This window comes from Flavobacterium fluviale, assembly GCF_003312915.1.
Lineage (GTDB): Bacteria > Bacteroidota > Bacteroidia > Flavobacteriales > Flavobacteriaceae > Flavobacterium > Flavobacterium fluviale.
In genome coordinates this window covers 2526789-2539047 of sequence record NZ_CP030261.1, presented here as the reverse complement: position 1 = coordinate 2539047, position 12259 = coordinate 2526789, and the positions used below count along the sequence as shown (strand labels likewise).

Annotated in this window: 9 protein-coding genes; 1 reads left to right on the top strand and 8 read right to left on the bottom strand. The window is 33.7% G+C overall.

The genetic code is table 11. The annotated features are described in order from the left end of the window. Positions 1-56: 56 nt before the first annotated feature. From yidC to HYN86_RS11110, 7 genes are all read right to left on the bottom strand, one after another. Positions 57-1970 (bottom strand): membrane protein insertase YidC, encoded by a 1914-nt coding sequence (gene yidC, locus HYN86_RS11140; protein WP_113678094.1) that lies wholly within the window; start codon positions 1968-1970, stop codon positions 57-59. Positions 1971-2049: 79 nt separating this feature from the next. Further along, the gene (locus HYN86_RS11135; RefSeq protein ID WP_113678093.1) at positions 2050-3666 is read right to left on the bottom strand and encodes a CTP synthase; all 1617 of its coding nucleotides are present in this window, start codon (positions 3664-3666) and stop codon (positions 2050-2052) included. 240 nt (positions 3667-3906) lie between these two features. Beyond that, complete coding sequence (locus HYN86_RS11130; RefSeq protein ID WP_113678092.1) at positions 3907-4140, bottom strand: DUF3820 family protein; 234 nt, start codon at positions 4138-4140, stop codon at positions 3907-3909. Positions 4141-4437: 297 nt separating this feature from the next. Beyond that, positions 4438-6366: a glucosamine-6-phosphate deaminase gene (nagB, locus tag HYN86_RS11125; protein ID WP_113678091.1), complete on the bottom strand. Its 1929-nt coding sequence runs from the start codon at positions 6364-6366 to the stop codon at positions 4438-4440. A 26-nt stretch (positions 6367-6392) separates the two neighbouring features. Further along, complete coding sequence (locus HYN86_RS11120) at positions 6393-7769, bottom strand: sugar MFS transporter (protein ID WP_113678090.1); 1377 nt, start codon at positions 7767-7769, stop codon at positions 6393-6395. 164 nt (positions 7770-7933) lie between these two features. Next, positions 7934-8815, bottom strand: a complete 882-nt coding sequence (locus HYN86_RS11115; protein ID WP_113678089.1) for a sugar phosphate nucleotidyltransferase — start codon at positions 8813-8815, stop codon at positions 7934-7936. A 5-nt stretch (positions 8816-8820) separates the two neighbouring features. Beyond that, positions 8821-9912, bottom strand: a complete 1092-nt coding sequence (locus tag HYN86_RS11110) for a mevalonate kinase family protein (protein WP_113678088.1) — start codon at positions 9910-9912, stop codon at positions 8821-8823. A gap of 228 nt (positions 9913-10140) precedes the next feature. On the opposite strand from HYN86_RS11110, the gene HYN86_RS11105 reads away from it, so the two are divergent. After that, on the top strand, positions 10141-11181 hold the full coding sequence (locus HYN86_RS11105) for a LacI family DNA-binding transcriptional regulator (protein WP_113678087.1): 1041 nt from the start codon (positions 10141-10143) through the stop codon (positions 11179-11181). An 8-nt stretch (positions 11182-11189) separates the two neighbouring features. Here HYN86_RS11105 and HYN86_RS11100 read toward each other — a convergent pair whose 3' ends face one another. Further along, positions 11190-11840 (bottom strand): sugar-binding protein, encoded by a 651-nt coding sequence (locus tag HYN86_RS11100; protein WP_113679914.1) that lies wholly within the window; start codon positions 11838-11840, stop codon positions 11190-11192. Positions 11841-12259 lie beyond the last annotated feature (419 nt).

The window sequence follows — 12259 nt, the reverse complement described above, 5'->3', positions numbered from 1 at the left end:
AAAAGAAACCGTCTCGTTTTTAACGAGACGGTTTCTTTGTTTTATTGAGAATAGAATTACTTCTTTTTATTCTGAGCTTTTGCTGCTTCTTGTTGTTCCATTACCTCTTGAAGACGTTGTTGAAACTTACTTGGCTTTTTAGGCTCTCTTTGTTTGTTCTCTTGAATCTGTGCGTGAATTTTTTCGCTGTCTACGATGTAATTTTTAATAACAAACATAATACCGATAGTAATTAAGTTGGAGATAAAGTTATATAAACTTAAACCTGCACCATAACTATTAAAGAAAATCAACATCATTAATGGCGAAACATAAATCATGATCTTCATCATTTTTGCCATATCCGGCATACCTTCCTGCTGAGGCGCTGCCATTTGCTGATCTCCAGATGTCATTTTCATGTAGAAGAAAATTGCAATTGCCGCCAAAATTGGGAACAAACTGATGTGATCTCCGTACATCGGAATAGTAAATGGTAATTTCACAACCGAGTCAAAAGATGATAAATCGTCTGCCCAAAGGAAACTTTTTTGTCTTAATTCAAATGCTGCAGGGAAAAACTGGAACGACGCATACATAAAAGGAAGCTGAATCAATGCCGGGATACATCCTGCCATTGGGTTTACTCCTGCTTTATTGTACAGTTTCATTGTTTCCTGTTGTTTCTTCATTGGGTCTTTTTTGAATTTTTCTCCCAATTCTGCAATATCAGGTCTTAAAACTTTCATTTTAGCCTGAGACAAGAATGATTTATACGTAATTGGCGACATAGCCAATTTGATAATAATTGTAAAAATAATAATAGCGATTCCTAAAGACAATCCAATTGTTGAACTTAAAAACCCAAATAACGGAATAAAGATAAATTTATTAATCCATCCAAAAATTCCCCAGCCTAAAGGAATGATTTTTTCGAAATTCTTATCGTAAGATTTTAATGTTTTGTAATCAGCAGGACCAAAATACAAACTCATTTTGTAATCAATCTCACCATTTGAGAATGCCAAAGGCAGATTAGCTCTAAACTGTTTGGTAAAAACAGTGTCGATCTTTTCATCTTTCACTAAATCGTCAGATTGTAATTTTGAAGTTTCAAATGGTTTTTCTGTAGCCAAAATAGTCGTGAAGAAGTGCTGCTTGAAAGCTACGAAACTTACTTTTTCAGGAGTTTCCTCCTTTCCTTGCCCATGAGAACTTACGTTGCTGTATTTTGATTCGTTGTATTTATAATCAATTTGAGCATAACGATTTTCGTAAGAAATACTTTTTTCATTTCTATACGTTTTCAAATCCCATTGTAAATCAACTGGTTTAGCAGAATTTAAAACTCTGTTTAATCCTTGAGAACGAATATCAAAACCAACTAAATAATCATTTGGCTTAAGGATGTATTTATATTCTAAAAATTCGTTAGCACCTGCTTTTAAACGCATAGATAAAACTTGATCTGCACCAATTTTTTCTAATGTCGGCTCAAAATATAAATCTTTAGAACTTAAAGTTCTATTATCCGTAGTAAGAAGCTGTAAATTTAAGCTCGAGTTATTGTTTTTGATTAACTCAACCAATTGACCAGAACCTTTTCTAATTTTTTCGAATTCTTTTAAAGTAGCCTCAACAATATAACCACCTTTATTGGCGATTTTAAGTTTAATCTTTTCGTTTTCGATTGTAGTAAAAGCCTCTTTAGCAGAAGGAAGCGTTGCAGAGTAAGCAAATCCACCTAAAGTTTTTTGCAATTGAGCCAATTGTAAGGTATCTCCTGGAGTTACCGCTGCAACTGGCAATGATGCTGTTTTAGCTTTATCAGCTTTTGCTTGTGCTTCTTGTTTTGCGACTAATTCTTTCTTGGCTTTTTCAGCAGCAATTTCTTTATCAGAAGGCTGATTTTGGTACATTATCCAAATCAAAATTCCGAATATCAATACAAAACCAATGATCGAATTGAGGTCAAATTTTTTTTCTTCCATTATAATTTAAAAAAGTTATTCGTTGAAGTCTATTAGTACTGAGTTTATCTCAAAAGTTACAAACTTCTCAAAATATTAATTACTGTTTTTTATGCGCATTTACTGCAGCTGCCACAAAGTTTACAAATATAGGGTGCGGATTTGCAACTGTACTTTTGTATTCTGGGTGGTATTGTACACCAATAAAGAATGGGTGGTTTTCAAGCTCAACGATCTCCACTAAACCGGTATCAGGATTTACTCCAGAAGCTTTTAAACCAGCTTTTTGCAATTCATCAGCATATTTATTGTTATACTCATAACGGTGGCGGTGACGCTCTGAAATAGTTTTTTCTCCGTAAATTCTGTGTGCTAGAGTGTTTGGCTTAATATCACATTTCCAAGCACCTAAACGCATTGTTCCTCCTTTATCAGTAATCGTTTTTTGCTCTTCCATTAAATTCACAACAGGATGAGGCGTTTTATCGTTCATCTCTGTAGAATTCGCATCGGCATAACCTAAAATATTTCTAGAATATTCAATAACAGACATTTGCATTCCTAAACAAATTCCGAAGAAAGGAATATTGTTTTCACGAACGTAACGAACTGCTTCAATTTTTCCTTCAATACCTCTTTCACCAAAACCTGGAGCAACTACAACTCCATCAAGAGTTCCTAATTTCTCTTCCACATTATCAGCATTAATATGCTCTGAGTGAATAGAAATTACATTTACTTTAGTCTCATTTGCAGCACCTGCATGAATGAACGCCTCTAAAATAGATTTGTAACAATCCTGCATTTCTACATATTTTCCAACTAAACCAATATTTACAGTCTGTTTTGGATTTTTTAATCTTTTTAAGAAAGTATTCCAGTTTTTAAGATCTGGAGATGCTTTTTTAGGTAAATCCAATTTCTTTAAAGCCACAACATCTAATCCTTCTTCAAGCATTAAATTTGGAACTTCATATATAGTAGAAGCATCAATTGACTGAATAACCGCTTCTTTTTTCACATTACAGAACAAAGCTAATTTCTGGCGTAATTCCTGAGACAATTCGTGCTCCGTTCTACAAACTAAAATATCTGCTTTTATACCGCTTTCCATTAAAGTTTTAACAGAGTGCTGTGTTGGTTTTGTTTTCAACTCACCTGCTGCGGCCAAATATGGAACTAGTGTTAAATGAATTACGATTCCGTTATTTTCACCTAATTCCCATACTAGCTGACGAACAGATTCTATATAAGGTAAAGATTCGATATCCCCAACAGTTCCACCAATTTCAGTAATTACAATATCATAATCGCCAGATTTCCCCAGCAACTGCATTCTGTCTTTGATTTCGTTTGTGATGTGAGGAACAACCTGAACTGTTTTTCCTAAAAACTCTCCTCTTCTTTCCTTTTCAATAACCGAAAGATAAACTCTTCCTGTAGTAACGTTATTAGCCTGAGACGTAGGAACGTTTAAGAAACGCTCGTAATGTCCTAAATCTAAGTCTGTTTCAGCTCCATCATCTGTCACATAACATTCTCCGTGCTCATAAGGATTTAGTGTTCCTGGATCAACATTAATGTATGGATCAAATTTTTGAATAGTTGTACGGTATCCTCTTCCTTGTAACAATTTTGCCAAAGATGCCGCGATAATTCCTTTTCCTAATGAAGAGGTCACACCTCCTGTAACAAAAATATATTTTGTTTGATTCATTCTGTTGTTGTTTGTAAGTAGTTGTGTAAAAAACTTGGCAAAAGTACAAATTTAATTAGACAATTTGAACATTAGACTTCTTAGATTTTTAGAATTTTAGATTGCAAGATTTTTAGCTTTTTTAAATTAAAAGAAAACCTTTCAATATGTTATTCTTTATCTAGCTTTTATGATTTTTTCAAATATTATAACCAACTTTTTATCTAATTATTTAAAAATATATCAATCGCTAAAAGTCTATTACAATGGTTTCGGATATTGCTTCTTAATATTTCGAATCAATTCTTCTAAGCCATTTAACTTCAATTCGTATATCAATTGCAGCTGCTGCCCTAATTCTCCTTTTGGAAAACCTTTATTATGATACCAAACTACGTAGTATTCTGGAAGATCAATTAAAAATCTGCCTTCGTATTTCCCGAAAGGCATTTTGGTGTGTGCTAATTTGATGAGTTGTTTTTTATCTTGATCCATTTTTTTTTTAAGAAGAAAGAAGCAAGTGGAAAGACTTATTCGCTTTTCCTCTTACTCCAACTGCATGCAAAACTACCATTTATTTTTTCTTTTGCCACAGATTAGAAAGATTCTCGAAGATCAAAAAACTTAGAACCTCAGCATCTCAGTACCTTAGAACCTTAAAAAAAAGAAGCAAGAAAAAAGAACTTGTTTTCATTCTCTCCTCCTGCTTCAAAAATATTATTAAAGACTTATTACTAATTTCTAAAAACACTAAAAAAACTCAGAATCTTAGCATCTCAGAACCTTAGCCTCTTAGTAGTGCCATCTCACGAAAGCCTCCATTGCCGCATAAGTCGCCAGACCTAATTGGTGGTACAATTCTGCCGTTTCGCGGTTTCTGTCTTCTGCTCTTTGCCAGAACTCCCTTGCATCTGTCCCTTGGAAAACAACTCCGTCTTTTTGAGATTGGTGTTTGAAGATTCCATGACGTTTTTCTAAAACTTGGTCTGGACTCATTGGAACAGCCATTTCAACTTCGTCAATTCCCCATTCTTGCCAAGCTCCACGGTACAACCATAACCAGCAGTCGTTCATGAATTCTTTTGGTTTTAAAACTTTTACCGCTTCAAAAATCGCATCCAAACAAACTTTGTGAGTTCCGTGCGGATCTGCTAAATCTCCCGCTGCGTAAATCTGGTGCGGTTTAATTTTTTCGATTAAATCTACTGTCAATTGAATATCTTCTGTACCAATTGGTTTTTTCTCGATTGTACCAGTTTCATAGAAAGGTAATTCCATAAAATGAATCTGGCTGTCCGGCAGACCAACAAAATGACTTGTTGCTCTCGCCTCTCCTTTTCTAATCAAACCTTTAATGTAGCGAACTTCAGGAATATCAATTTCACTGTTCTTTTTATTCTCTAAGAATGATTCTGCTTTTTTATAGATATTATCCGCTTCTTCACTTTTGATTCCGAATTTTTCATTGTAATCAATTACGAATCTTGCAAAACGAAGCGCTTCATCATCTGCAACTGCAATGTTTCCAGATGTTTGGTACGCTACGTGTACTTCGTGCCCCTGCTCTTGCAGACGCATAAAAGTTCCTCCCATACTGATAATATCATCATCTGGATGCGGACTGAAAATCAATACACGTTTTTTAGCGGGTTCCGCTCTTTCTGGACGATTTGAGTCGTCTGCATTTGGTTTTCCACCTGGCCAGCCTGTAATTGTATTTTGTAATTTATTAAATATCTTAATATTAGTATCGTAAGCTGGGCCTGAATCTGCCAATAAATCGCTCATACCGTTTTCGATATAATCTGCATCTGTAAGCATTAAAATTGGTTTTTTAAGATCTAATGCCAATCCTAAAACCGCTTTACGAGTTAATTTATCTGTCCAAACGATTTTTTCAACCAACCAAGGTTTGTTAATTCTTGTAAGTTTTGAAGAAGCTTCTTTATCTAAAACAAATACTGCATTGTTATGTTCTTGCAAGAATGAAGCTGGAACTCGGTTTGTCACTTCGTCTTCAACAGATTTTTTTACAATGTTTGCTTTTCCTTCTCCCCAAGCCAATAAGATTACTCTTTTAGCTTCCATGATTTTTTTTACTCCAAGTGTAATAGCAGTTCTTGGTGTATTATTCAAACCAAAGAAATCTTTACTTGCAGCAACTCTTGTAATATGGTCTAGTGCGACCAAACGAGTTTTAGAGTTTTGAAGCGAACCAGATTCGTTAAAACCAATATGTCCGTTACCTCCAATTCCAAGAATCTGTAAATCGATCCCGCCTAAAGATTCGATTTTTGCTTCGTATTGATGGCAATAATCTGCGATTTGTTCTTTTGTTAAAAGTCCGTCTGGGACGTGTGCGTTTTCTGGTAAAATATCAACATGGTCAAACAAAAGTTCTTTCATAAAGCGAACATAACTATTGATTGAATTTGGCTCCATTGGATAGTATTCATCCAAATTAAAACTAATAACATTTTTGAAACTCAAACCTTCTTCTTTATGCAGACGAACCAATTCTGCATATAATCCTTTTGGAGAAGAACCAGTTGCTAATCCTAAAATACAAGGTTTCCCTTCATTTTGTTTTTCTTTAATTAAAGACGCTATTTCCTGCGCTACTTCTTTTGAAGCATCTGTTGAGTTTTCAAAAACAACTGTATTAATGTTTTCGAATCTTTTTTCGAAACCTGTTGCTTTGTCGATTTTACTTTTTAACATGATATATTAATTTTTATTTTTGTTCACTATTTCCATTTCCTGTATTTATGCCCTTTTACAGCATAAAATAAAATCATTATATAAGACGGCAATAACATCAAATAAGCCACTTGATTGCCGCTTCTCGAAACGTTTTGCATATTTTTTGCAAGATTTGCAGCATTGATAGTTTCGGTAATCATTCCATAAAATAACGGAAAAACTGCACCACCGATAATTCCCATAATCAAAATGGCACTTCCAATCTTTGTGTAACCGCCCAAATCCTGTAAAGCCATTGGCCAGATTGCCGGCCAGCATAAAGCATTTGCTAATCCTAAAAGTGCTACTAAAAGAATTACCAATGGTATTTGTGGAATTCTAGGAAGCGCAACCAATATTTTTGGAGAAATCAAAACAATTGTCAAGACTAGTATTATTCCTAAAATTCCTGAGACTTTTAAAGCTGTTACCTGCGAAACATATTTAGGAATTAAAACGATCCCAAGCACATACCCAACAACCATTGCTGACATGGTAAAAGACGTTAACTTTAGATAAAAATTCCCATCATTACCATAAACTCCAAGCTGTTTTCCAAAACCTCCAATCGAATCTCCAGCTAAAACTTCTGCGGATAAATACAGCATTAAAGTAATTACTCCCAAAACCAGCTGAGGATATCTAAACGCGTTTTTGATTTGTTTGAAAATATTTAAATGAGAAACATTTCCTTCTTCATCAAGATCAATTTCCGGCAAAGGAGAAAATTTAACCAGCAAAGCCAAAACAGTTATAATCAACCCCATATAAAGATAAGGTCTTTGCAATTGCAATGCAAGTGAATTTAAAGCATTTGTTTTGGATACCTCATCCATTAAAGCAATTTTCTCTGCTGTGAAGTCCTGCATATTAGACAAAACCAGAACTGTAAGCACAAGTGGAGCAACAAATCCTGCTAGCTTATTGGCTATACCTAAAACGCTGATTCTAGCTGCAGCACTTTCTCTTGGTCCAATTACCACAACATATGGATTTGAGGCTGTCTGCAAAACTGCTAAACCAGTTCCCATTACAAACAATGCTAATAAAAAGAAGACAAATGTTCGACTTGCGGCGGCCGGATAAAACATAAAAGCTCCAGCTGCAATGATTAATAACCCTAAAGAAATTCCATTCTTATACCCCACTTTTTCAATAATATAGGAAGAAGGAACTGCCATTACAAAATAGGCAATATAAAATGCGAAAGTCACAAAGTAGGCTTGAGAAGAAGTTAGTTCGCAAGCCAATTCAAAAAACGGAATTAGAGGTCCGTTCAGCCAGGTTACAAATCCTAGAATAAAGAATAACAAGGTTAAAATTACCATTGGAACAACGGTATTCTTTTTTTCTAACTGTACTGTACTTTGAATTTTTGTCATAATTTTTGGGTTGATTGGTTATAGATTAGTTTTTTCAAAATCTAAATTAGAATCAACGCTTTAATTACCTTATGCGTAATTTATGCAAATATCTGCATTTTTTTTGCAAAACAAAAGTAGTACATTAATTTTCCTTAATCTCTAATTTAGATATGAATATTTTGTTAATTTTTATTATTCCAATTTAAATCAGGATAATATTTTGCCAAATACGCTTTTACATCAGCAATATCCTCTTTTGCAGTTAGGTCGGGAACATGCTCAGAAAACGGAATTCCGACTGTAGTATTCGGATTTTCCTTAACGGAGTTTAAAAGCACCGTTGGCAATTCCTTCTCGTCACGCTCTGGATGAACAGGACAATTTTGAAGATGTATATATAAGGTCTTGCCGTTAAACTTGAAAGCATTCATGCTTACTCGTATTTTTCCTTCGGTGTCTTTGTATTGTTCCAAAACATCTTCGGAAGGTTTTTCTAAAATATCCAAAAGCTGATTATTCTCGTCTAATTTTGCAATTGCAAAACGCGAAATACGTTCCTGTGGAAATTCCATTGCATCGCGGTCATAACTAATAAAAGCGTTCGGACTTTTGGTTTCTCTTAAAGCACGGAGAGCTGCTGCAGAATATAAGTTATCACTATTACAAACTGAATAAAATTGAGAATTGAGTTCTGGATATTGTTCTACAGCTTGAAACAATGCATCTGCAGTTCCAAAGGGTTTTACTCTTCCTTCTGGAATATATTGTACAGCAAATGAAATATTAAGGCCGTGGAAATCATTATTTTTCATTTGACTTCCATAAAACTCCTTAAATAATTCGCCTTGTTCACCTATTATAATATAGATATTTTTGTAACCTGCTTTTTTCGCATTCCATAAAAGATAATCTAATAGAGGTCTTCCGCTTGCGCCGACACCAATTAGACCTTTGCTTCTTTCATTTGCCTGCGCTATTTCTTCAGCAGATAAATTATCCAATACCGCTTCTTTTTTCATGCGTGAAGAAGCTCCACCTGCTAAAATCACTAAATTGTCGTGCATCTTATTTAAATTTCAATATTATCAATAATTCGTACTCCTGGATCAACATTTACTGCGTAAGCTTCTTCTGCTCCCGCGTTTAATATTGCTTCAATCACTACGTCTTCTTTTTTAGGATCTGCAATCACCACAATACTGCCTCCGCCGCCAGAACCAACTATTTTTGCACCGTATGCTCCCGCTTTCAAAGCTGCATTAATCATAGCATCAATTCTTGGAACTGTAATTTTTAGCAGATCGCGCAAAACTTCGTGGTGACCATTCATTAAAGCGCCAATTTTTTGAAGATCTAAAACTGGTTTTTCAAATTCTTTTAATGCTTCTTTAGTATAATGGAAATTTTTAATGGCCGCCTCAAAATATGGAATCAAACGACCTGGAAGACAATTTCTATAATTATCTAAATCTTCAATTTCTGATGTATTGAGATCGAAATCGGGATAGTTTTGTTTTACGATATCAATTGCCATTAAAGCATTTCCTTTCAATTCGCCAATTAAACCAATTGTTTCTTTGGGAACTCCAGAAACTCCTGTAATTAAACCTTTTAATCCATTTCCGATCACATCGAAAGAAAAAGGCTTTTTAGTATTAATGTAAACAATATTTCCAACACCAATACTAAAATGATCCATCATGCCGCCAGGTTCTCCATGTTCTAAAACTTCGGATTCGTATCCTACTTTGGAAAGGAATTCGGGAGTAACTTCATGATCAATTCCAAAAGCTTCAATTAAAAACCGGATCCAGGCCATTAATAAGGCTGATGAACTGGACGTTCCTGAATTAATTGGAATATCTCCCGTAATCGTTATGGTATAGCCTGTTGCAGGCTTACATCCATATCTGCGTAAAACTCGCAAAGCGGATCCAAAATAATCTCTGGGTTCTAATTTTTCGAAAGCATCATGAATATCTATTACCCGAATTTCATTTATATCGATCATATTTAGAACGAATGACGCGGATTGATTTTCTTTGGCAATTAATTTAATATTTCGATCTATGGCGCAGGCTATAACAGGCAGGCCTAAATAATCTTGATGATCTCCAAAAAGACAGGTTCGGCCGGGAGCTAATGAAGTAATTTTTCTCACTTAAGCACTTTTATTAAAATATTGTATTTCAAATAATTACAATATTATTAGGTTATAATTTTATTTAAAATTTTCGTTTTTGATTCTACGAAACTATATATTATATTTTTATAAAACAAGAAAAAATATAAAAATGTGCTCGAACACACTAAAATTATGTTCTCGAGCACACGAGTTGATTTCCTTAAAACTTATATTTATTAAACCAAAGTTTTTATATTTGCTTTTATGGATAAAAAGTACACCATTAAGGATATTGCGCAAATGGCTGGAGTTTCTAAAGGAACTGTCGATCGTGTGCTTCACAATAGAGGAAAAGTTTCTCCTGCCGCGCTCGAAAAGATTAATGAAGTTTTGAACGTTATTGATTATGAGCCAAACTTAATTGCCAGAAACTTAAAAAACACTAAAATCTACAAAATCTGTGTTTTGCTTCCAGATCCAGAAATAGATTCGTACTGGCTGCCTTGTGTAAATGGTATTCAAGATGCTGTTAAGGAATTTAAACCTTACAGTGTCAATATTGCTATCCATTATTTTAATCCAGAAAATAAAAAGTCATTTGTCAACGCTAATAATACTGTTTTAAGCCTTGAACCTGATGCTGTTTTAATTGCTCCGGTATTTCATAAAGAAACGATCGAAGCCCTTAAGGTTTATGATGAATCGAATATTATTGTGAATACTTTCAATAATCAGGTACAGTCAAATTCTGTAAAGTGCTTTGTGGGTCAGGATCTTTACAAAAGCGGACGAGTAGCTGCCAGTTTAATGAACTTAATTTCATCTAAAGGGCAAATTGCAATTGTACACATTGATGAAAGTCTGAAAAATGCTGTTCATATGCAGGAAAAAGAAAAAGGTTTTAGAAGTTATTTTGAAGAAAAGAAACTGGATTCTTTTTCGCTTACAACGCTAAAATTAAAGCATCCCAATGTTGAAAGTAAGTTTTTAAATTTTCTAGAAGAAAACCCAGATTTAAGCGGTGTTTTTATCACAACTTCCAAAGCTTATCAAATTGCTGCCACTCTAGCTGCCCAAAAAGGTAAAAAGACAGCCTTGATTGGTTACGATTTAATCGAAAAAAATGTGAATTATTTAAACGAAGGATTACTGCATTTCTTGATTCATCAAAACCAAAAAAGACAGGCTTATCTTGGCGTGAGCACGCTGGCAGAGTATTTCTTGTACAGCAAAGAAATACCCGAAACGATTTTACTGCCAATTGATATTATTAATGTCGAAAATGCAGATTTCTATATCTATTGATTTCTAGATTATTCTTCAAGAATAAATTTTCCGAATGAAGAAGCGATATGAAAATTAGGCTTTTCTGTTTTGGGATTAATCCATGAAATCCAGGTTGGCTCATATTCTAGATTTTCATTCTGTGAAAACTTAGCTCGATAAACACCTGCTTCGATAGTATTATCTTGAATCAAATTTAATTCTTTTAAAGAAGCCATACTTATTATTCCTTGAACAGTAAAAGAATTGGGATTTTTAAACGAAAAAATTTCTAAATGTCCTTTTGGCCAGTTCCAATTATAGTCAAAGTTCCAATTAGGATAAGCTTCAAAATCTAGAATACGAGTATCGACATCCATTTCGAGACAGTAATAGGGACTTAATTTTTCATCTTTTCTAAAAAAAAGCTCTACTCGGTCTGAATTACAAATACTATCTGTAGAATTGTCTTTTCTGTCAATATAGATTTCCGAGTCATACACTTGAAAATTAAAATACAAAAAGTCTAGATCCCATCTTGCCCGAAATTCAATTTTTGAAAATGATTCTGTTTTCCAAGGCGAGCAAAAATCTGTTAAACAATCTGCTTTTTTCCAAAAATCATAATCTAAATTCTCAATATTTACTTTTTCATTTTGTTTAACAAAATTGACTTTATAGGCTTTTAAATCTGAACTCATTTTTTTGCTTTTATTTAATTTTCCAAAATAAAAAAAAGTGCTTTTTATGATCACTTTTTAACGCTTCAAGAACAACAGCATTTTGCATCTATTTTGTAACTGCTAAATAAGACAAACTTTTTCATAAAATCTAATGCTCATTTTTCAATTTCAAAATAAAAAGAAGAGAGAAAGAAAAAACTCACATATCTTAATCTTAAAAATACTTGATTAATTCTTAGCATTAGAAATCGACAATTGCGAAATTCTTAGTAAAAAACTAATGCGCCTTATATTCTTTAAAAAAGAAAACAACCCTCTAAGAATCCGATTAAATCTAGCAACTGTCATTTTTACATTTTATTTTAGAATATCTGCAGCTTTTTTGGCGAAAAAAAATCACTGCTGCAATTTTATGTGCTCGAGAACATTAATTTTGT

What these genes read in the sequence shown, in the direction of transcription:
- yidC (WP_113678094.1), bottom strand. Translation starts at nt 1,970, where the DNA reads ATGGAAGAAAAAAAATTTGACCTCAATTCGATCATTGGTTTTGTATTG.
- HYN86_RS11105 (WP_113678087.1), top strand. Translation starts at nt 10,141, where the DNA reads ATGGATAAAAAGTACACCATTAAGGATATTGCGCAAATGGCTGGAGTT.
- HYN86_RS11135 (WP_113678093.1), bottom strand. Translation starts at nt 3,666, where the DNA reads ATGAATCAAACAAAATATATTTTTGTTACAGGAGGTGTGACCTCTTCA.
- HYN86_RS11130 (WP_113678092.1), bottom strand. Translation starts at nt 4,140, where the DNA reads ATGGATCAAGATAAAAAACAACTCATCAAATTAGCACACACCAAAATG.
- nagB (WP_113678091.1), bottom strand. Translation starts at nt 6,366, where the DNA reads ATGTTAAAAAGTAAAATCGACAAAGCAACAGGTTTCGAAAAAAGATTC.
- HYN86_RS11115 (WP_113678089.1), bottom strand. Translation starts at nt 8,815, where the DNA reads ATGCACGACAATTTAGTGATTTTAGCAGGTGGAGCTTCTTCACGCATG.
- HYN86_RS11120 (WP_113678090.1), bottom strand. Translation starts at nt 7,769, where the DNA reads ATGACAAAAATTCAAAGTACAGTACAGTTAGAAAAAAAGAATACCGTT.
- HYN86_RS11100 (WP_113679914.1), bottom strand. Translation starts at nt 11,840, where the DNA reads ATGAGTTCAGATTTAAAAGCCTATAAAGTCAATTTTGTTAAACAAAAT.